The organism is Paenibacillus sp. CFBP 13594 (genome assembly GCF_014842675.1).
Lineage (GTDB): Bacteria > Bacillota > Bacilli > Paenibacillales > Paenibacillaceae > Paenibacillus > Paenibacillus amylolyticus_B.
This window is the reverse complement of the sequence record NZ_JACYVQ010000009.1, coordinates 232,675-254,791: the sequence shown is the minus strand read 5'-3', so window position 1 is coordinate 254,791 and position 22,117 is coordinate 232,675. Positions and strand designations below refer to the sequence as shown.

18 protein-coding genes are annotated in these 22,117 nt (G+C 48.6%); 14 read left to right on the top strand and 4 right to left on the bottom strand.

What is annotated here, in order from left to right:
* Positions 1-121 precede the first annotated feature (121 nt).
* Positions 122-961: a MurR/RpiR family transcriptional regulator gene (locus tag IFU39_RS25665; protein ID WP_192135680.1), complete on the top strand. Its 840-nt coding sequence runs from the start codon at positions 122-124 to the stop codon at positions 959-961.
* Positions 962-1,110: 149 nt separating this feature from the next.
* Here IFU39_RS25665 and murQ read toward each other — a convergent pair whose 3' ends face one another.
* Positions 1,111-2,016, bottom strand: a complete 906-nt coding sequence (gene murQ / locus IFU39_RS25660) for an N-acetylmuramic acid 6-phosphate etherase (protein WP_192135657.1) — start codon at positions 2,014-2,016, stop codon at positions 1,111-1,113.
* Positions 2,017-2,039: 23 nt separating this feature from the next.
* Positions 2,040-2,996, bottom strand: coding sequence for an N-acetylglucosamine kinase (locus IFU39_RS25655; RefSeq protein ID WP_261313693.1), 957 nt, complete (start codon positions 2,994-2,996; stop codon positions 2,040-2,042).
* 363 nt (positions 2,997-3,359) lie between these two features.
* Between IFU39_RS25655 and IFU39_RS25650 the strand changes: the two genes are divergently transcribed.
* The 7 genes from IFU39_RS25650 (at position 3,360) to nagZ (ending at position 11,473) form a co-directional block, all read left to right on the top strand.
* A complete protein-coding gene (locus tag IFU39_RS25650; protein ID WP_192135653.1) occupies positions 3,360-4,712 on the top strand; it encodes an ABC transporter substrate-binding protein in 1,353 nt (450 codons plus the stop codon).
* A 54-nt stretch (positions 4,713-4,766) separates the two neighbouring features.
* Positions 4,767-5,690 (top strand): carbohydrate ABC transporter permease, encoded by a 924-nt coding sequence (locus IFU39_RS25645; protein WP_091019952.1) that lies wholly within the window; start codon positions 4,767-4,769, stop codon positions 5,688-5,690.
* Between the two features lie 85 nt (positions 5,691-5,775).
* The gene (locus tag IFU39_RS25640; protein ID WP_192135651.1) at positions 5,776-6,609 is read left to right on the top strand and encodes a carbohydrate ABC transporter permease; all 834 of its coding nucleotides are present in this window, start codon (positions 5,776-5,778) and stop codon (positions 6,607-6,609) included.
* 49 nt (positions 6,610-6,658) lie between these two features.
* Positions 6,659-7,768, top strand: a complete 1,110-nt coding sequence (locus IFU39_RS25635; protein WP_192135649.1) for an ABC transporter ATP-binding protein — start codon at positions 6,659-6,661, stop codon at positions 7,766-7,768.
* Between the two features lie 48 nt (positions 7,769-7,816).
* The gene (locus tag IFU39_RS25630; protein ID WP_192135647.1) at positions 7,817-8,527 is read left to right on the top strand and encodes a hypothetical protein; all 711 of its coding nucleotides are present in this window, start codon (positions 7,817-7,819) and stop codon (positions 8,525-8,527) included.
* The gene (locus IFU39_RS25625; protein ID WP_192135645.1) at positions 8,527-9,723 is read left to right on the top strand and encodes an exo-beta-N-acetylmuramidase NamZ family protein; all 1,197 of its coding nucleotides are present in this window, start codon (positions 8,527-8,529) and stop codon (positions 9,721-9,723) included. The genes IFU39_RS25630 and IFU39_RS25625 overlap by 1 nt, the downstream gene beginning before the upstream one ends.
* 31 nt (positions 9,724-9,754) lie before the next feature.
* On the top strand, positions 9,755-11,473 hold the full coding sequence (gene nagZ, locus IFU39_RS25620) for a beta-N-acetylhexosaminidase (protein ID WP_192135644.1): 1,719 nt from the start codon (positions 9,755-9,757) through the stop codon (positions 11,471-11,473).
* A 167-nt stretch (positions 11,474-11,640) separates the two neighbouring features.
* On the opposite strand, the gene IFU39_RS25615 is transcribed toward nagZ, so the two are convergent.
* Positions 11,641-13,074 (bottom strand): serine hydrolase, encoded by a 1,434-nt coding sequence (locus IFU39_RS25615; protein WP_192135642.1) that lies wholly within the window; start codon positions 13,072-13,074, stop codon positions 11,641-11,643.
* Positions 13,075-13,307: 233 nt separating this feature from the next.
* Between IFU39_RS25615 and IFU39_RS25610 the strand changes: the two genes are divergently transcribed.
* Entirely contained in the window at positions 13,308-15,281 is a 1,974-nt protein-coding gene (locus IFU39_RS25610) for a methyl-accepting chemotaxis protein (protein ID WP_179198655.1), read from the top strand.
* A 215-nt stretch (positions 15,282-15,496) separates the two neighbouring features.
* A complete protein-coding gene (locus IFU39_RS25605; protein ID WP_091019967.1) occupies positions 15,497-16,693 on the top strand; it encodes a DUF2087 domain-containing protein in 1,197 nt (398 codons plus the stop codon).
* Between the two features lie 192 nt (positions 16,694-16,885).
* Here IFU39_RS25605 and IFU39_RS25600 read toward each other — a convergent pair whose 3' ends face one another.
* A complete protein-coding gene (locus IFU39_RS25600; RefSeq protein WP_192135641.1) occupies positions 16,886-18,886 on the bottom strand; it encodes a methyl-accepting chemotaxis protein in 2,001 nt (666 codons plus the stop codon).
* A 446-nt stretch (positions 18,887-19,332) separates the two neighbouring features.
* Between IFU39_RS25600 and IFU39_RS25595 the strand changes: the two genes are divergently transcribed.
* The 4 genes from IFU39_RS25595 to IFU39_RS25580 all read left to right on the top strand — a co-directional run bounded on the left by IFU39_RS25595 (position 19,333) and on the right by IFU39_RS25580 (position 22,037).
* Positions 19,333-20,037 (top strand): AzlC family ABC transporter permease, encoded by a 705-nt coding sequence (locus IFU39_RS25595; RefSeq protein WP_223199960.1) that lies wholly within the window; start codon positions 19,333-19,335, stop codon positions 20,035-20,037.
* A complete protein-coding gene (locus tag IFU39_RS25590) occupies positions 20,028-20,357 on the top strand; it encodes an AzlD domain-containing protein (protein ID WP_091019970.1) in 330 nt (109 codons plus the stop codon). Before IFU39_RS25595 ends, IFU39_RS25590 begins: the two co-directional genes overlap by 10 nt.
* 110 nt (positions 20,358-20,467) lie before the next feature.
* The gene (locus IFU39_RS25585) at positions 20,468-21,265 is read left to right on the top strand and encodes an NAD-dependent epimerase/dehydratase family protein (protein WP_192135679.1); all 798 of its coding nucleotides are present in this window, start codon (positions 20,468-20,470) and stop codon (positions 21,263-21,265) included.
* A gap of 115 nt (positions 21,266-21,380) precedes the next feature.
* A complete protein-coding gene (locus IFU39_RS25580; RefSeq protein WP_192135640.1) occupies positions 21,381-22,037 on the top strand; it encodes an SGNH/GDSL hydrolase family protein in 657 nt (218 codons plus the stop codon).
* Positions 22,038-22,117 lie beyond the last annotated feature (80 nt).

Below are 22,117 nucleotides of genomic sequence, written 5' to 3'. Positions count from 1 at the left end.
GTATGACTTTAATTAGAGTTCAGTTATGGAAGGGCGAGGAATTCGATTAGACGCGAGTGGAATTATAAGATAAAATGCTTGTACATGAATGCAGTACGGAAAGGAGGAGCGAATGGAAGGCATGAAAGGTGGACTTGTACGTTTACGCGCATTAATGGATGACTTGACCCCGTCCGAACGGAAGATCGGAGCTTATATTCTCGATCACCCGCAAGAAACTGTTCAATCCTCGGTGGCCCAGTTGTCTGAACGGAGTGGAGGCAGCCCAGCTGCCATTATCCGTCTCTGCAAATCACTGGGTGTAACGGGTTTTCAGGAGCTGAAGCTGAAGATTGCCGGAGATTTGCAGACGAGTGAGCCATATCAATATACGGAGATTCGTCCCCAGGACTCCATGGAGAGCATTATTCAGCATGTGTCCGCAAACAATATTCAGTCGGTGAAGGATACGGTTCATATTCTGGACCCACGTCTGGTGGAAAAAGCTGTGGACGTGCTTCATCAGGCAAACCGGATCTTTTTCTATGGAGTAGGGGCCTCCAACCTGATTGCGCTGGATGCACATTACAAGTTCATGCGAATCAATCGCACAAGCTTTTCGTTCGCCGATCCGCATATGCAGATTTCGTCCGCAACGACGCTTCGTGAGGATGATGCGGTTGTATGTATCTCGTATTCAGGGGAGACGTCGAACGTAATCTCCTGTCTCAAGCATGCTCATGATGGTGGTGCAGCGACAATCAGCATTACCAAGTGGGGCAGCAATACACTCAGTAGTATGGCGGACGTGCCCCTGAGGATTACTTCCACCGAAAGTGATATTCGGAGCGGAGCAACTTCGTCACGGATAGCACAGCTGAACGTGATCGACATTTTGTATCTGGCGATTGCCAGCCGGGATTACAACCAGTCGGTGGAGTATTTGGAGAAGAGCCGACAGGCTATTCTGGAGCACAAGTGAAGTAGAACCATATGAATCCCTTTCTGTTTATGCAGGAGGGGATTTTTTGACGGATGATATCCGCTGTTAGAATAAAAAAAATAAAAAAAAGAGCCCAGACTAATGTCGGGCTCCTCTCTTTCAACCTCTAATAATACCCCTTGTACGGCTCAGGAAGGCCCCGCAATGGCGCTACGGACAAATCCGTCAGCCAGATCAAGCCTGTGCTGGGCTTCCGTTGCGTCCACACCTGCCATCAGCATGACGATTGCCGTTTTTACATGACCGTCTGCACCGGTAAAAGCCTCTTCAATATCCGCTTCATTTGCTCCGGTTGCCAGATGGATCATGCGTTTGGCCCGATGGACAAGCTTTTCGTTCGAAGGGTTCAGATCAACCATGAAATTACGGTAAACCTTGCCCAGACGAATCATGGCGGTAGTGGTGAGCATGTTCAGAATCATTTTCTGGGCGCTGCCTGCCTTCATACGTGTTGAACCCATGACAACCTCTGGACCGACAACAGCCTCGATGCTTACATCAGCCAACAGGGTCATCGGCGTGCCTGAATTATTGCTCAGGCTGATCACCGTAGCCCCGATCTCCTTGGCATGTCTCATCGCACCCAGCACATACGGCGTTCGTCCACTGGCTGCAATGCCAACCACGACATCGTTTTTGTCTAAGCCATGTTCATCAAGGTCGGCAGCTCCCAACTCCTCATTATCTTCAGCACCTTCAACCGGGTCCTTCACTGCCCGAAATCCCCCTGCAATAATACCCTGCACCATGGATGGCGGGGTTCCGTAGGTAGGCGGGCATTCCGAAGCGTCAAGTATTCCTAATCGTCCACTGGTACCTGCGCCTACATAAAAAAGCCTGCCGCCAGACTGAAACGCCTCCAAGATCCGATCCGCAGCTTGAGCAATGACCGGAATGAGGGGCTGAATGAGCTCCGCAATCCGTTGATCTTCCTTATTAATGAGCTCCATAATTTCTGCCGAAGGCAATTCATCTATATGATCCGTTAGTGGATTGGGTTGTTCTGTTAGTAGTGAATCCAGCATGTGATTCATCCGTATGGCCTCCTTCTCTCTTTTTAAAATGATTCATTCAGGGAACAGCGTTTTCTTGCCAGTTGTGCTGCACCAACCGCTGGAGCGGGGGCATCTTCACGATATACAAAGTCCAACTCTTCATAATATTCAGATAACTTCTGGATAAATGTATTTCGGAAAAGTGCAGCGTATCGAAACAGTGATCCGGACAGGACAACCGGAATGGATGCAAATTCGGGATGACGGGCAACCAGCGCCTTGGCGGTATCCGCCAATTGTGAGGCTTCGTCGATGATCAGTGCGCGGGCGGCCTCATCCCCGAGTTCAGCAGCTTCTATAGCTAGGCGGGCGATGGATGCGGTCTCGGTTTTGCCCCAATCCGTCTGATACACTCGCGTCTTTAGCTCCGATATATCCCGAAGGCTCAGATTCTTTAGAAGAAGCGGGGTTAAACAGGTTGGAGGAAGAACACCGTCATAACTCTGCATAACCACTTGGAGTGCACGCTGCCCAATACGATAGCCGCTCCCCTCATCTCCGAGCAGATGACCCCAGCCTCCTGCACGGTATCGCTCTCCTTCCAGCGTAAATCCGTACACGATGGACCCTGTTCCAGAGATGCATAATACACCGTGCGTATGTCCGAGAGAGGCCATCAGAGCAATCTCTCCTTCGGATACAACCCAGACGGGACAACCTTCCGATGCCTGTTGATTACGACTCTTCATATAGTTATTTACTGCTTTGGCTATAAGTTGCCGTTCTTGGATCGTATCTACACCTGACATACCAAGGCATATACCCTCACAATTTGTCGATAAATCACTTATTAGATTAAATAGCTGTTCCAGCACTCGTTGCAGTTCGGAAATGGCCTGTTCAGTTGATACGGTGTGAGGATTCGTGGGACCGCCGCTGAGTCGGGCGAGAATTTCACCAGATTCAGAAATGATTGCTGCATCAGTATTGGTACCGCCTCCATCTACGCCTACATACACTCGCAAAGTGGTTCACCTCGCTTGCTTGGGTTTTCTTTTTACATAGTATAGTTGCATGAAAAGAAAAAGTAAAATTAAATTTTATAATAAAAAATAATGTTGAATTTTTATTTTACAACTCATATAATGAATTCAATCTACAATTTTGGAAGGAATTAATACTGTTAATGTCAATTAAGTTGACGTTAATATTGCATTTAAGAGATTTAGCCTGCGACTGGCAGGCCCAATCTACAGGGGAGGTGCTTTTCCTTACTGCCGCGTGTATAGGTGGATGGCGTTTGAAGGCCGAATGATCACAAAGGGGTAGCATGGTTAGGCAAATGAAAGAATCGGAAGACGACATGCAAAGGAGATGAAGGGATGAAAAAGAAGGGTCTGGTATGGACAATGTTGTTGATGATGGTCATGGTTACTGCCTGCGGGAATAGCGGGGGCGCTGCTTCAGATGATCCCAATGCAGAAGATACGGTGACCGTATGGACGTATCCAGTACATGGAACATATGAAGATGAACTGAAGGATCTAATCGTTGATTTCAATAAGGAACACCCGAACATTACCGTGAAGACTGAAATGCTCTCCTGGGCGGAAGGGCCCAAAAAATTCGATGTCGCTCTGAACGCGGGCAATCCGCCGGATCTTTACTTTCATAGTGTAGACGGCACATATGTGAATACGGGATTGGCACTTGAGCTGGACAGTTACCTGACATCTGTGATCAAGGACGACTACCTGCCGGGTACGCTGGATTTAGGCCAGATTCAGGGGAAACAGTATGGACTGCCCTTGTATCAATTCCAATGGGCTTGGGGTGGTAACAAACGAATTCTGGAGGAAGCGGGCATTGATTGGAAGTCCATTCAACAAAATGGCTGGACCTGGTCCGAATTCAACGATGCTGCTGCCAAGCTGACCAAAACGCTGGATGGCGGGGCCAAGCAATATGCACTGGTTACCGACGGAACCTCGCTTGACTTCATTGAAATGCTGTCCCGGAACAACGGGATGATTGATGTTCTTGATAAAGACGGCACGTTCCAATGGAATGATGGTCGCATTCTGGATACTCTCTCTTTTATCAAAAACCTGATGGATCAAGGGTATATGCCGAAGGAAACGGCGGCTCTTGCTCCAGCAAAACGGACGGATATGTTCTACGCGGGGGAAACTGCGATTATTTCCAAAGCGATTCCTTATTATGATGTGATGATTCAGAACCGCAACAAGGATATTGATGATGGCAAGGTGCAGGGAGAGAAGATTGATTTTGTCCTGTTACCTGTACCGCATAATGATGATCAACCTGCGGCCACAACAATGGGTGGCGAAGGGTATGTAGCCTTTAAACAGAAAAAGGACAAGGGCGAACAGCATGCCAAAAATACGTTCCTGGTGATGGACGCGCTTAGTGGTGCCAAAGCAGGGAACTCGGCCAATGAACTGGCGCTCCCATTCGTAAGACAATCCCAAGTGGAACTGTTTAAAGGAAAAGAGCTTGGTCAAGCGGATAATCTGGCCGCTGCGAAAGTCATGGCAGAGAATATCGCGATGCCGGTAGTGCTTGAACTGGATATCGACAAAGCATCTCAGCAAAAACAATTCAAGGAACAGGTTGTGAAGCCTAATATTCAGGCGCTGTTCTCGGGTGAAAAATCACCGGAACAGATCGCAGAAGATTTCAAGAGCAAGGGCGAGCAGATGTTTGGACAATAACTCGACAATCAAACATAACGTAAACCCACACTGATTAGGAGAGGAGGATTCGCCATGCAGACCGCCCTTGCGCCAAAGCCGTCCGTGCCCCGGACTTCCCGGGTTGCCCGGTTTTGGCGGGACTACGGGTGGGCGTATATGTTTATTTTGGCGCCTGTCCTGCTGTTTCTCATTTTCACACTGTATCCCGTACTAACAGCTCTCGTGATGAGCTTCCAGAAATACAACATTATGAATTCGACGTGGGTTGGATTGGACAACTACGAGCGACTGGTGAAGGATGAGACGTTCTGGAAGTCGATTAAAAATACGGTGATCTTCACCGTAGGCACAGTCCCGGTCAATATTCTCATTACATTTGTACTGTCCTATTTCATCTATCAAATGAAAAGCAAATGGCAGACATTTTTCAAAGCTACCATGTATCTGCCTGCGGTAGCCTCCGGGGTGACCATCTCCATTGTATGGCTGGCAATCTTTGATCCAACCGATTCGGGACTGCTGAACCGCTTCCTCGGCCTGTTCGGCCTTGACCCAGTGATCTGGCTCGGCCAGTCGGGAACGGCACTCTTTTCCCTCATTCTAATGAACTGGCTCGGATCGCATGGGGCGGGCATTATTCTGTACCTGGCAGCCATGGGCGGTATTCCGAAATCGCTGTACGAAGCGGCGGATATTGATCATGCCAGCGGCTGGACCCAGTTCAGCAAGATTACATGGCCGCTACTCAAACCAACGACGCTGTATCTGCTCGTTACAGGTGTGATCACGTCTTTCCAGGTGTTTATCTCGGTATATCTGATGACACAGGGTGGGCCAAACTTTGCGACAACTACAATCGCTTATCTGATCTATGAGACGGCATTCAAGTTCTATGAGTTCGGATTGGCTTCGGCTCAGTCGTTCGTACTGGCGATTATCATCATAGTCATCTCCGTCATACAGTTCAAATATTTCTCCAGCGATATTGAGTATTAGAGGTAGTTCAACTGAAAACCGCTCTTTTTGAACACGTATTAGAGGTAGGCATGTCGCATTAAGCATCCGGGGGTGAATGAAATCCATGAAATCAACACAGAAAAAGATCCTGCTCGTAGTTGCATCCATCCTGCTGGTGGTCTGGGCGCTGGTGACGGTCATTCCGATGTACTGGATGCTCGTCGGTTCGGTGCAGGATAGTGCGATGTCGGCTTCGTTTAAACCACAGATGATTCCGGAGCAGTTGTCGTTATCACCATATGAGCGCTTTTTTGCCAAAACTGATGCCTGGCGCTGGTTATACAATTCGCTGCTCATCTCGATCATTCTGACCGTAACCAATGTATTTTTCGCCTCCCTGGCGGGGTATGCGTTTGCCAAACTAAAGTTTCCGGGGAGTCAGGCGGTATTCTGGACCTTGCTGGGGACGATGATGATTCCGGCACAGGTGACGCTGATTCCCTTGTACATTCTGATGGTCAACGTGTTTGACCTGGGAGATACGTATACGGCCATTATTCTGCCTGGTGCCGTCAGTGTGGGCAATATTTTCTTAATGAAACAGTTCATGTCGACACTGCCCACATCGCTGATTCATGCGGCACGTATCGATGCATGCAGCGAGTTCGGCATCTTCTGGAAAGTCATTCTGCCGATGGCAAAGCCGGGAATCGCGGTGCTGGCGATATTCACGTTTGTCGCTTCGTGGAACGAATTCTTCTGGCCGTTCCTCATTACCAATTCCAACGAGATGCGTACCATTCAGGTGGGGCTAGCCTCGTTTGTATTTGCCGAATCAACTGATTTCGGCGCAATGATGGCGGGGGCAACAATAGGTGCACTGCCGATGATCATTCTGTTTTTCTCACTGCAACGTTACTTCCTGCAGGGCATTACGATCGGTGCGGTAAAAGGTTAAGTTGAACTGTTAGTTCAGGACAAGCGACAACGTAAAGGGGGATCTACCTATGGCACGCGTGGAGTTTCGCCAAGTGCGCAAAGAATTCAAAGACGATCATAAAGGAACGTTCACGGCTGTGGCCGGCTCGGACTTTGTTATAGAAGATAAGGAATTCGTAGTGTTTGTGGGTCCTTCGGGCTGTGGCAAGACAACGTCACTGCGGATGATTGCCGGACTTGAAAAGCAAACAAGCGGTGATATTGTCATCGGTGACCGGCTTGTTAACGATCTGCATCCGAAGGATCGGGATATCGCGATGGTGTTTCAGGATTATGCACTCTATCCGCATATGACCATCCGTGAAAATCTTTCCTTTGGCCTGAAAAATCTGAAAAAGCCAAAGTCCTATATTGATGAACAGGTACAGAATGCGGCCTCCATTCTGGGACTGGAAGCGATGCTGGAGCGCAAACCACGCGAGCTGTCTGGTGGTCAGCGCCAGCGTGTTGCGGTAGGACGGGCGATCGTCCGTGATCCGCAGGTGTTTTTATTCGACGAACCACTGTCCAATCTGGATGCCAAGTTGCGGGTACAGATGCGGGTGGAATTGGGTGAGCTGCATAAACGTCTCGGTGCCACGATTGTGTACGTGACGCATGATCAGGTGGAGGCCATGACACTCGGGGAGCGCATCGTGGTCATGAATCATGGGGATATTCAGCAGGTAGCTTCACCGAAAGAACTGTATGCGAGTCCGCGAAATATGTTTGTTGCCGGATTTATTGGTTCCCCGGCGATGAACTTTATTGATGCACGGATTGAAGGCACACAGGTTGTCATCGAGGGAGCCTCATTCACCTTGCCAGCCGATGTGCTTGCTCGTTTGCAGAGCCATCAGGGCAAGCCGGTGATTATGGGACTGCGCCCAGAGCATATTTTTGGTGACGATGTCGCTCCGAATATCCCGACAGACCATATGCTGCAGGCGCGAGTTCAGGTTGTAGAACATCTGGGCTCCGAGAATCTGGTGTATTTCCGTTCCGGTGCCCGTACCGTTACGGCTAAAGTTCACCCCGAAACACATGCGTATGTAGGAATGGACAAAAATTTTGTGCTGGACTTGCGTAAGGCGCACTTTTTCGATCCAGAGACGGAGCTTGCGATTGGACGGGAATAAAAGACGAGGCCTGGCGAAGAAGGAACGGTTAGAAAGGGGAGGGTGAAGATGCGTAAGCTGAGTGAAGTGTTGATCAAGTCAGGTGCAGAAATCTATCGGGATATTATTCCGGTAGCCTTGTACAGTGTCGTTAGCTCCATTGTATTGGTTCCCATTCTGATGTTTGCTCCACTGCCAATCGCGGTGCTGCTTCTGGCCTTGATATATATGCCCATCCTGTTCGGTGTCAGTTATGCCGTACATCATAGGCTGGAACGCAAGGAACGCCGCAATGGGCTTAAGGATATCTGGAACGGAACGATGCAGGGATTCATCCCGGGAGGGGCAGTAGGTGTGCTTTTCGCCGTGCTTGGCTTCATTCTCTGGTCAACCTGGTGGTATTACGGCGGACAGGGCGGGATTACAGGTACAGCGGTAGGCGTATTCCAGACGTTCTTTGTTCTCATGGCGCTGATGTCACAGTTCTATACTTGGCAGCTTGTTTTACAAAAAAACATGGGCATCCTTCAGGCGATGGGGGAAAGTGTAAAGCTGTTCTTCCGTCACCCGGGGTATACGATGGGCGCTTGTTTTCAGGCGCTATGTCTGACGGCTCTGCTGATGCTGACGGTTGTTGGCTTTGGAGCGCTGTTCGCGGGGATGTTTGCCATCTATCAGCATAAGGTGGCTCGCAATGTGCTGGAGCCTGAAGAGGAACCTGTCGTAACAGGCGGTAATGATCACCAGCATACAGGGTGGATCAGCCAGGTGAATGTGTAATGGGTCGGTTGAATGGAAGCGAGCAGATTCCGGCTGTAAAAACGGGAGTTGACCTTCTGGCGAGAGGGTTATCGCATCCATGGTTAACAGGTGCTCGAATCGGTCTAATTACGAATCCGACTGGAATTACAGCGGATTTTGTATCGACCATAGATGTGTGCACAGGACTGGCTAATGCCGAGCTTACAGCGCTCTACGCCTGTGAGCACGGACTGGATGGAGAACTTCAGGCGGGTGTCAGATTCGGAGACATGCGTCATCCGCGTCTGGACATTCCGGTGTTCAGCCTGTATGGAGATCACAAGAAGCCTACGCCTGCAATGCTGGCTGGAGTCGATACGGTCCTGTTTGACATTCAGGATGTGGGCATCCGTTATTACACGTATGTCTCAACCTTGTTCCATATGATGGAGGTCTGCGCTGGAGCAGGCAAACGTATGCTGATTCTGGACCGTCCCAATCCACTGGGTGGAAACGTTGTGGAAGGCGGTGTACTGAACGCGGGGTATGAATCACTCGTTGGCGCTTGGCGTGTCCCTGTACGTACCGGATTGACGGTAGGTGAACTCGCCCTGATGGTCAACAGCGAGATGGATGTACCTTGCGAATTGGACGTAGTTGCGATGGAAGGTTGGCAGCGTTCCATGGAGTTTGCGGATTGTGGTCTTCCCTGGATGTTACCCTCTCCGAATATGCCCACGCTGGACAGTGTGCGGGTATATGCGGGTACGTGCCTGTTCGAAGGCACTAATGTATCGGAGGGAAGAGGTACGACCCGCCCGTTCGAGTGGATTGGAGCCCCCTGGATTGAGGGTGAGCGATTGGCGGAACGATTTCGGGAATACAAGCTGGAAGGTGTGCATGTGCATCCAGTGTACATGTCCCCAACATTCTCCAAACATGCAGGTGAGCTGTGTGATGGCGTAAGGATTTTTGTAACGGACAGCAGGAAATTCCGGGCGGTAGAGCCGGGGCTAGTGCTATTGCATGAACTGGTTTCACTCTATCCGGAGCAATTCTGCTGGCTGGAGCCACCAGAGCCGGGTTCGAGGTACTTTATCGACCTGTTGACAGGGGGGAAGGCAGTCAGGGAAACCATTCATGACCGTGCGGAATTCATTCGTTTAATGGATGCGTGGAAGGTACAGGCAGCAGAATGGAAGGAGCGGCGAAAGCCGTTTTTGTTATATGAATGAACGGATGTTTGTTAGCGGAGGGAGGCATGAAATGAGTGGGCAAAAAGAGTTATACCAGTTGAGGCTGAAACAGATGACTTTGCGTGAGAAAGTTGGGCAAATGCTGCTTTGTGGCTTTCATGGCACTGAAGCTGCTGGCGATGTGGAACCCTTTCTTCGAAAGTATCCAATCGGTGGCGTGATCTATTTTGCACGCAACGTTGAGTCGCCAGAGCAGGTAGAGCGGTTATCGTCAGGGTTACAACAGATTGCTAAAAGCAGCGGTAATGTGCCGCTCTGGATATCCATTGATCAGGAGGGCGGCATGGTTGCACGAATTACCGAAGGAATCGCCTTGATGCCTGGACCAATGGCTATTGCCGCTGCCGGTTCCATTGACGATGCGTATCAGGCGGCATATATCAGTGGGTTGGAGCTGAAATCCATGGGCATTAATATGAACTTTGCTCCGGTATTGGATGTGAACAATAACGCGGCGAATCCGGTCATCGGTGTACGATCATTCGGCGAATCCCCACAATCCGTTGCAGAATATGGGGCCAGAAGCATTGCGGGGATACAGGACGCCGGGATTGCAGCGACAGCCAAGCACTTCCCGGGGCATGGGGATACGGACACCGATTCTCATCTGGACCTGCCGATCATCACTCATAATCGTGATCGGGTAGAGCGCCTGGAGTTGATTCCCTTCCGAGCCGCCATCGCCGAAGGTGTCGATGCCATGATGTCGGCGCATATTTATTTCCCTGCACTGGAGCCAGAGCGTCTGCCCGTAACGCTATCGCACAGCGTATTAAGCGGTCTGCTTCGCCAGGAACTGGGTTATGAGGGCATGATCGTGACAGATTGCATGGAGATGGATGCCATTGCTGTGAACTATGGCACGGTCGATGCAGCTGTGATGGCGGTAGAGGCCGGAGCGGATCTGGTGTTAATTAGCCATACGGCTAAACTTCAGGCAGAGGCATTTGAAGCGTTGCTAGCAGCTGTGGCGAGCGGGCGGATTAGCGAAAGGCGTATTGACGAGTCGGTAACCCGCTTGCTGATGTACAAGGCGAAACGTGGTTTGTTGGAGAGTGGAACGGGCGGTGCAGGTGATGATGAAGTGAATAGTGTATTCTCAAATGCACCCTCCCTGAATTCATCAAAGGATCTTTCACATTCCAGCGGGTCTGAGCGCAACAGTTCATTACACCAAGAGGTTGCCCGCCGAATTAGCGAGAACAGTATCACTCTGGTACGCGATCAGCTGAATATGCTGCCTTTGAAGCCGGAACGCACACTGGTGATAACGGTTGCCACGTCCGTGACGACGATTGCAGATGAACAGCTGAGTCAGACGTTCACCTTGGGCTCAGCTTTATCCAAGTATGGTCTGGATGTTGTTGATCGGGTGGTTACGCCCGAGGAAGTTGCCATTCGTTCCGCACGTCTGCTTCAAGCTGCGGAAGAGGATGGCGTTCGACAGATTGTGGTAGGCACCTACAATGCGGGAAGCCCTTCGGGTGATCCACAGTGCCGACTAATCGGCTGGTTGCAGCAACTGGGCAAGCCATTGGCAGTTGTGACACTGCGAAGTCCCTATGATCTGCTCGCAATTCCGGATGCCCAAGTGTATGTAGCGGCTTACGAGAGCCGGCCACTTGCCATGGATAGCGTCGCTCAGGCGCTGATGGGATACATTCCTTTTGCGGGGAGACTTCCTGTAACATTAAAGCAGACAGATGATGAAAGAGCGGATGTCTCCTAGGCAGTGATAAGAATATGAGTACATCTGCCTTTTGCAGGATGGAGAAGAGATGAATTGTGGGTTGAGCGAAACGGAAATGTGAGTTGTTAAAATGAAACATATATAGAGCAAAGAGACGATCCTTTAAAGGATCGTCTCTTTGCTCTATATAAGCGATTAATTATGGATTATTGCAATTGCAGTGCTGCTGCTGTTTTGGTTTCAACTTCATCCAAAAGTGAAGTCATGTCCATACCCGCGTGGTTGCCAAGCAGGATAATGGTGATATCATCGGACAGATTACGTGAAAAGGCTGTAGCAAACCCGCCACCACTACCGTTGTGGAAGACGGTGCGGTTGGTTCCATTCTCTTTGAGAATCCACGCGTAGCCGTAGTTTTTATCGGAGTAAGGCTCATACATCTGTTCAATCGTATCCTGGCTTAGAATCTTGTCCGTATACAGCGCACGATCCCATCTCAGCATATCGTCCACCGTGGAATAGATGGTTCCTGATCCGGATTGGGAAACATAATAAGGGGCAGTTACCCATGCGTTATCTTGTTGAACAAAACCACTAATCGTGTGCACTTTACGGGAAGCCTCTCCCGAATTCTTCATGCCAAGTGGTTTCAATATCGTCTGTTGCACGTAGTCGGCATAACTCATGCCGGATACCTGTTCAACGACGTATGCAAGCAAAACATAACCGCTGTTGCTGTATAGATAGGCACTCCCCGGTTCAAACTTCAGCGTTTTTTGACGAATTTCTTCTACAGTCTCTTCCATAGAAGTTCCTTCACCCCGACCAAATGCGGATGGCAGACCTGAAGTCTGGGATAACAGCATATGCAGCGTGATCTGATCTCCCTTTGGTATACCAGAGATATACTTGGAGATTGGATCTTGCACATTAATCTTACCATCCTCCACCAGACTCAGAATGGACGCGGCCGTGAAGGATTTGCTCAGAGATGCGATCCGGGTCTTCTGATCCGGGCGATTCAGCGTCTGTTCATCGGCAAGTCCGTAGCCTTGTCTTAGCAGAACTTCACCATCGCGGGCAATCAGTGCCATACCTGGATAGTTGATCTCGCGCAGATACGTATCTACGCTGGCAACTTCACTGTTCAGCAGGCTGACTTGATCCGTGAACATATTCACACTCATCTGACCCGTAGCTGTACGTTGGACCTTGATATCTGCCTTAATTGCATTAGCCATGGCCCGGACAGGCACCATCAACGTACCATTAATGGTACGTGAATTCACACCTGTAGCGAGATTAACCTGGTTTACCTTAATGGAGTTGCTGCCAGCCTGATGGACCAGCTTGTCTCTGCCAACGGTAATGGTAGCTATCTTGGTGTGATTGTCCCATTTCAACGTGCCTTTAACGGATGTCACTACATCCCGCAATGGAACAAACGTTGAGCCTTTGATGATAAGTGGTGCGTTCTTCCAGGATTGTTGCTCACCATTCACTTCAATGTGAACTGCTTGCGTTGCCTGCGCTGCGGATGCCGTGATACCGACTTGTCCCAGAATCGGGCCTGCGCACAGGATGAACGCTAACAGGATACGAAACATGGATGAATATACCGTGGAAACAGGTTGTTGCATGTGTGACTTGCGTAAGATTTGAATCCTCCCCTTCCAATCGTTTCATGAATAGACAACTTATGAGCATTGTAAACGATCTCGCTTAGAGGGTCAAAACGATTAACGGATATATTTCATATCATGTGATCAAATCATTTAAATTAAATTTGTACCAATTTAGTATCTATACATAATATTTTTACAGCGATTGTCCGATAAAAGGATGGGTGAAGATTATGATGGGGGATAGTTATATGAAGAAAAGGATTCGAAATTGGTTTACTTTAACCGTAAAAAAACGCCTGATTGCTGCATTGCTCCTGTTCCTGATTGTACCGAGTATTACCGTTGGTTGGTTGTCTTATCAAAAAGCTGCTGACCAGGTTAAGCAGGAAATTATTCGTTCCGCACAGGCCAAAACAGAAATGCTTAGTCTGCAGATAAATCAAATGCTGGATATGGAGAAGGATAACGCAGCACAGATGGCTGCGGGTATGACTTCAAACGATATCATTAATAAATCCCCTGCACTTCAAAGGCAGATGGATCGGATGTCTCAGAGTCATAAGGAGCTGGGTGTACTAACCGCAGGTGCCGAAGATGGCAGCTGGATGAAATCCCCAGAATCCGAGGAACAGAATTATGATCCTCGAGAACGTTCATGGTATACGATGGGCATGTCTCAGGATGAGCCTGTAATTTCAGATACATTCCAATCGGCTTCGACGGGTGAATGGGTTGTGACCGCGGCGGTCAAGCTGGCTGATGGCAAAGGGGTATTCGGGGCCAATGTCAGTCTCAATCATCTGAAAGAATCCGTAGATCAGATACGTATCGGTAAAGCAGGAAAATTGTACATGCTGGATAACGGGGGTAAATTCCTGTTCCACTACAATATTGAATCCGGTACACAGTCGGATGAAAGCTACATTAATGAGATGTATACGAAGGAAAGTGGAACGGTGAAGTATACATATGATGGTCACGAAGTGGAAGCTGTGTATTTCACCAATCCGGTTACAGGCTGGAAAATTGTTGGCGAGATGGTTCCTTCGGAAGCAACTGAAGCCGTAATGCCTATTTTGATTCGTTCCATTACAATTGTGGCATCTGCATTGGTTATTGGGCTGATTCTGCTTGTTTTCATTATTCGCAGCATTCATCGGCCATTACTGCAATTAACACAGGCAGCATCGAAAGTAAGTGCCGGGGATCTCACCGTTCGGGTAGGTTTGCAGCGCCGGGATGAGTTCGGACTGCTTGGAGAAAGCTTCGACACGATGACGACTTCACTGCGTAATGTGCTTGGAGAGGTACATGATACGTCCAGCCAGCTGGCGGCATCTTCGGAAGAGCTGATGGCAAGTTCGGAGCAGACATCGAAAGCCACAGAACAGGTGGCTGAACTGATGCAGGATGCAGCTGCAGGAACGACTTTGCAGAACAATAGTCTTGCTGCTACAGGTCAACTCGTGGGCGAAATGTCCATTGGAGTCAAAGAGATCTCATCAAGTGCTGAAGACACCGCTCGTATCGCTCTGGATGCTTCCACCAAGTCGGAAGCGGGCATGGTGACAGTGGAAGAAGCGGTTACCCATATTCAGCAGGTGAATGACGAGAGCAAAGCCATGTCTGTGGTCATTGAGGATCTGCGCGCGAAAAATGAAGAGATTCTGGTGATTGTGGCCGAGATTACGGCTATTGCCAAGCAGACGAACATTCTCGCATTGAATGCATCCATTGAAGCTTCAAGAGCTGGTGAGCAAGGGCGTGGATTCGCGGTTGTAGCCAACGAAGTGAAGACACTGGCTCACAGTTCAGGCGCTTCAGCTGAGCGGATTAATGAGCTTATGCATGAGATGCAGGAGAAAACCAATGCGGTGCAATCCACTTTTGCCCGTACGGGAGAAGGTATGGTGAAGAGTTCGCAGATGATTACAGAGGCAGGCGAAGCATTTAATAACATTCGTACTGCGGTACAGTTGGTGGCTGCACAAGCTGGAGAAGTATCCGCGGCTTCCCGTCAGATTGATGGTGGCATGAGTCATGTCAACAAGGCAGTAAGTGATACCATGGTTCTGTCGGACAGAATTGCCTCTGGAACGGAAGACGGATCAGCGGCGGCTCAAGAGCAGTTGGCTACAATGGAAGAGGTTGCAGCTTCTTCGGCAGCATTGTCACGTATGGCTGAAGATCTGCAAAGCATGATTGAACGGTTTAAGTTGTAACAGGGATTGAAATGAGACTGCAGGGTTGCGACCCTGCGGTCTTTTTTCTGTTGAACAAGGGGCATCCGTTATGTTTTTAAACACAGCATTCTTTTCCGTCATGTTGACACATGATAAACAAAACTATATTATATCTATAAATAAACAAACAAAATTATAAAATATTTGATTATTATACGGTTGGAATCACCATACAATGATAAAAGGAGCTTTACATGAAATCATCGGAATCCTGGTTGCAAACCGCTTCATTGGAAGAGATCAAGCGTGGTTATATGGAGGAGGGTCCCGCCTATATATGTGTCTGTTGCGGATACAGGACGGAATCGGGGATTATCTACCCCGAAGAAGGAGTGCTCTATGAAGCAGCCCGTTATATGCGAGTGCATATTGAGAAGGTTCATGGGTCGGTATTTGAGTATTTACTGGAGTTGGATAAAAGCGTAACCGGATTGTCTGATGTCCAGCGGGGCTTGTTGTCACAATTCTATGAAGGCAAGAAGGATGCTGAAGTACAGAAGACCCTTGGCATCGGGAGTGCTTCCACGATTCGGAATCATCGGTTTGTATTGAAGGAGAAGGAACGGCAGGCCAAAATATTCCTGGCATTAATGGAACTCCTCAAAAGCAAGGATACCCAGAGTCCAGCCGAATGGGTGTCGCCGGTGACAAGGCACGAACATACGATCCATCCGAACTCATTTGATATTACAGAACAGGATCGTGAGAAGGTGCTAAACAAGTATTTTCCGGAAGGCACCAGCGGTCCACTGACGACGTTTCATATGCAACAAAAGCATAAATATATCGTGCTCACCGAAATTGCCAAACGATTCGAGACAGAGCGCCAATATTCCGAAAAACAGGTCAATGAGCTGCTGAAGGAAGTTAATGATGATTACGTGGAAATACGGAGGTATCTCATCGACTATGGTTTGCTGGAACGTGAGCCAGACGGCAGTCAGTATTGGCTGGGAAGCAGCACAGATCAACAGAGCGCCGAAGTTGGAAAACAGGAACGTAAAGAAAAGGGGGAGCAGGAGAAGATGAATCGTCGCAAAGAATTGCAGGAACAGGCCAAAGAAGTCAAAACGGAAGCGGGCGTCTACCAGATTCGAAATGAACGTAACGGCAAAGTTTATATCGACAGCACACTTAACCTGAAAACCATTAATGGACAACGGTTTATGTTACAGATGGGTAGCCATCTGAATCGAAGGTTGCAGGCTGAATGGAATGAATATGGAGAGAATGCGTTTGTGATCGAAGTGCTGGAGACATTGAAACAAGATGATAACCCGTATTACGATCCCAAAGATGCACTCGCCAAATGTCTGAATCGCTGGTTTGAACAGTTAGAGCCCTACGGAGATCAAGGGTACCACGGAGATAAAAAGCCATCTGCTGATTAAGCGGGACATTTTCCTCTCTAAAATGCCTGACCTTTTATAACCCAAAAGCCCCTTTGCCAATATGATGGCAAAGGGGCTTTTGTATCATAGACTACTTGTTAAATAAGTTGAACCAGTCCTTTACACGATAACAGCGATTGGAAGGTTATTCTGTCATCGTAGTGTTAGTGTAAACAATCTTTAGTTCAACGATTACAGCTTGAATTGTTCCACCAGCTTCTGCAGCTTGTGGGCCAGATGGGCAAGGGAATCAGCAGAGGATGATATCTCCTGCATGGAAGCCACTTGCTCCTCCGTAGCAGCGGAGATGTTCTCCGTTCCATCGGCATTGGTTTCAGATATGGCGTGGATCTGATCAATGGATTGCACCACTTCGGCTGTACTTGCAGACATCTGTTGTGAGGCGGCTGCAATGTTCTCAAGCTGATGATTGACGACCCCAACAGCCTCACTAATCTGGGCAAAAGCTTCATCTGCAAACTGAACGGCACGAATGCCGTTGCTTACATCCTGTTGCCCGATCTGTACATTGTGATTGGCCAATGAAATCTCCTGTTGAATCGCTCCGACCATCTCTACAATCTTCTGGCCTGAAAGGCTGGATTGTTCTGCCAGCTTGCGGACTTCGCTGGCAACAACGGAGAAGCCACGTCCATGCTCACCTGCACGTGCTGCTTCAATAGAAGCATTGAGAGCAAGCAAATTGGTTTGTGCAGCGATATCTGTAATGACAGATACCATCTCACCAATGGATGTGGAATGCTGTCCAAGTCGTCCAGCAGTATCTGCCATACCTTGCACAAAGCGACTCACGGAACTCATCTCGGATACGGCCGTCTGCATGGTTGCATTCCCTTTATCTGCGAGCTCACTTGCTTGCATGGCAGCTTCGGATACTTGCTGTGTGCTGTTCGTTACCTGTCCTACACCTCCAGCAAGCTCATTCATCTGTAGTGCCGTATGTTTCAGGCTGCTGGTTTGTTTCTCAAGTCCAGCTGCGGATTCTTCCGTGATCAGGGCGACTTGCTCAGTTGCTTTGGTTGTCTCCGATGAGTTGACTGCCAATTGTGTGGATGAGGCGGTTAACTCGTCAGCCGTGTGTCGCACGTCCTGAATAACGGTTCGCAGGGATTCGCTCATCTTATTGAAGCTGGTGCTCAGCTTGCCGAATTCATCCTGTCCTAATACAGCAACCTCGATGGTCAGATTACCATTACTAATTTCGTCAGATGCCTTCACCAAGCGGTTCAGTGGTTTGGTGATGGATTGCACGATCCAGAAAATAATGACGGAGCTTACCGCAATTGCAATCGCTACAACAATAAGTGTGGTGTATAGAATCGGACGGACAGAAGCCGTCACTTCCCCACTGTCGATGACACCAACCACGGTCCAGCCCGTCGTTTCATTGGTGGAGAAAAAGGCGTGTTCCTGATTTCCATTTAGTGTATAGGTCAGACTTCCGTTCTTCTGTGCAAAAATGTCTTTATAGGGTGCCATGGTTCCTTCGGTCCCCGGTTTTTCGGTAGGATGTACAATGATTTTATTGGCATTATCAATAATATAGACATAACCCTTCTCGCCAATCTTCGTGGAGTTAACCGTCTTCGAGAGGGCTTCAAGCGACAGGCTGACAGAGACGACACCATGGCCATCCGCTGAGGTCTGAGCTACCGAAGCAACAACATTGCCGGTATTGCTTGATAAGTAGGGGGTGATTACGGTAGGGACATCTTTGTTCTCCGTAGCAGCCTGATACCACGGGCGTTCGCGCGGGTCATATCCTTCTTTGTTCACCGCAGTTACAGGGGAGTTAATATACACGCCCTGATCGGTACCGATGGAGGCAAGTTCCACGTCATCATGCGTTTCCTTATAAGCGTCGAGCAAGGTTCGGATGGTATCTGTTTCGTCACCCTGATTGGGTCCGACATTACCTGCGTCCAGCTGACTTGCCAGGAAATCAACATTTTTGCGTGTTGCACCAATGATCTGGTCAATGGTCTGGTTGAGCACAGTAACACTGCTGATCGCGTTCTCATACATTTTCTCTTCAACCTTGGCATCGGCTGTTTGGAAAGAGATAATGCCGAGACTAATGGTTGGAATGAGCAATACAATGGCAAATGACAAAATCAGTTTCTCTCTCATCTGCATTGTTCTTTTGACCCCTTGTTTACGATTTTTTTTCATACACATTCCCCCTCTGTGTAACCCATCCCATATCTAGTGGACAAGCTCATCTGGTAAAAGATATTTCATTCCAACCTTTCCAGAAGTTTCTGGTGCTATCGTATGACAAATTTCGCGTTTATTCAACATAATTTATGAGTTTCGCGAAAATATTTTTTGATTTTATAGGTATTTAGGATTACATCTGTTCTATAAAAAGGAATCTGTCTCTCCCTTAGTGCACATCTTGTGGTATATTTCTGAATTAATGTGAAATGAAATTTTGCAAATTGCGAAATCCACAAGGCATGTACCTGATCATGTTGAATACACAAAGAAGTTGTTTTCATGAAGAATGGACCTGAATGGATCTACATCCATATATATCGGTTGATGGAGACAAAAATTGGAGAGGGGTTGTACCGCAGTTGGACCAAAGTACACTACAGATATCTGGACAGGAGAACATGGAAGAGGTCCGGGATCAAGCTACATTCATGCAGGGGGTCAAAGATTGTATCCCAACCCTGCTTGGTTATTTGAGTATTGGCTTTGCGGCGGGTGTCATTGAAATGACCGCAGGTCTGAGTCTGGCGGAAACAGCTCTGCTCAGCCTGATTTTATATGCAGGATCGGCTCAGTTCATTGCAGCAGGCATGCTCGCATCGAATGGGTCAGCAGTAGCTATCATGTTCACCATATTTTTTGTGAATCTTCGTCATTTGCTGCTCAGCGCAGCTGTATCACCGTATTTTCGGCATCTGACCCCGCTTAAAAATATGTGGATCGGTTCATTGCTTACGGATGAGTCTTTCGGTGTGGCGATGACACGTGCGATTGGCAGGGAAAGGCTCAGTGAACGCTGGATGCACGGTCTGAATATTACCGCATATCTGAACTGGTTCGTGGCTAATATGGCGGGAGCGTACTTTGGACGCTGGATCACCAATCCGGAACGACTGGGCCTGGATTATGCCCTGCCAGCGATGTTTATCGGACTGGTTGTACTCCAGTTGGTGCATCGTAAAAACAAAAAAATACACATTAATGTGGCGATCATCGCTGTGGTCTGTGTAATCTTCGCCAGCATGGCTTCACTAGGCAGCATGAGTGTCATTGTGGCTGCGGTCATTGCGGCAACGATGGGAGTGTTCATGGAACGATGGAAGTAAGATGGGATGTATTCTGGATTATTATGGGGTCAGCGCTGTTAACATTTATTCCGCGTGTACTGCCACTGATGCTGTTCAGCAAGATACAGATTCCGGTGTGGTTGTTACGCTGGCTGGAGTATGTACCTGTAGCGGTCATGGCAGCACTGATTGGTCAGGAACTGTTCATGTCGGACAACCAGTTAGTGCCGATTACGCAAAATGCAGCTCTGTGGGCATCTCTGCCTACGATTGCAGTAGCGATTTGGACACGCAGTCTGCTGGGAACCGTATTGGTTGGTATTGTGGCTATGATGATACTGCGATATTGGATCGGATAATTGCCAGATTGTATTGTAAAATCCGGTAATTCCTTCGCCTGATCGGTTAATACTGTTCTATAGAGGACAGATAGCCTATCTGAGCGAAGGGAGCTGGATTCATGAGTGAACTGAAGCGCAAGCTGTTAATTACGGGAGCTGCAGGAGTCATTGGTCGCAGTCTGCTGGAGGGGCTGAGAGCCAAGGGTACGTATGACATCGTTGCGGCTGATCTGCGTGAAGACGAGGAAGCTGGCATTGTAGCCATGGATGTGACAGATGGGGAACGCCTGAAGGAACTGATGCAGGGGGTTCACACCGTTCTGCACATTGCATGGGCCAAGGATGAGGAAGATTTTCTGGGCAAAGTTCTGCCGATCAACGTAACCGGAGCCTACCATGTGTATGAAGCAGCTCGGTTGAATGGTGTTCGGCGGGTGATCTTCGCAAGTTCCAACCATGCAACAGGCTTCTATCCTACTGGTGAAGATATTGAAGTGGATGACCCGTACCGACCGGACAGCTTCTATGGACTTAGCAAATGTTATATTGAACTGCTGGGACGTTATTACGTTGACAAATATGACCTGTCCTCATTTAATATTCGGATTGGAAACTTCTCAGGTGATACATACCCGCACTCGGAGCGCTCGGCTCATATCTGGATCTCACCAAGGGACATGGTCCAGCTTGCTGAGTGCTGTATTGAAGCCGATCCAGATATGAAGTATCTGAATCTGTACGGGACTTCTGCGAATACAGATAATTACTATGATATTAGCTATCTGGCGCAGAAGATTGGATACCGCCCACAGGATGATGCAGCCGAGTTGTGGGAAGAGGCAAAGCTTAGAGGCGTACCCGACAAACAGGATGAGACAGCCTATCAGGGCGGAGGCCATGTGGAGAAAGAACCAAAAGATTCATAAGATGGCGACAATCGGTGATGAAAACGCTATTTTCTATTGTGACCGAAAGGGATAAAATGGAGACTGAGGTGTTCAGTGTTTCCATTTTGCACAAGAGGAAGGAACGATTTCAATCATGAGTACAAGTTCATCCGTTATATTGTTTCAGGGAGACTCAATTACAGATGGGGGAAGATCACGCAATGACGATCCGAATCATTTTCTCGGACACGGATATGCGTATCTAATCTCTAGCAAACTGGGTATGGAACTGGCGGGCAAGCATAAGACCTTCTATAACAGAGGTATCAGCGGGGATCGGGCATCCGATCTGTACGCACGCTGGAATGAGGATACCATTAGTCTAAAACCGGACCTGATCAGCATCCTGATTGGGGTTAATGATGCCTGGCGCACGATGAATGGTGAACCTAGCGGGGTAACGGATCGTTTCGGACGGGCGTATCGCCATTTGCTCGAAGAAACTCGGGAAGTGATGCCGGACACGGGGCTGATTTTGATGGAGCCGTTTATTCTGAGAACCGGAGCAACCGCGGAGAAATGGGAAGCCTGGGAAGCGTATATCGGTCAATATCAGAAACTGGCTCAAGGTCTTGCTGAGGAATTTGGAGCTGTGTGGGTACCATTGCAGCAGACGTTTAATGACGCTCTGAAACAGGCGGATGCAGCCTACTGGTTATGGGATGGCGTACACCCAACCGCAGCAGGTCATGAGCTGATTGCACGCCAATGGTTGTCTGTTGTACAGAATTCTTCGCTTGCGATTGTGTAATAACAACAACGGACAGTTGCGATATGGGTAGCAGCACTATAGGTATATAGGATTAGTTGAGGACATAAGATAGTTAAGAA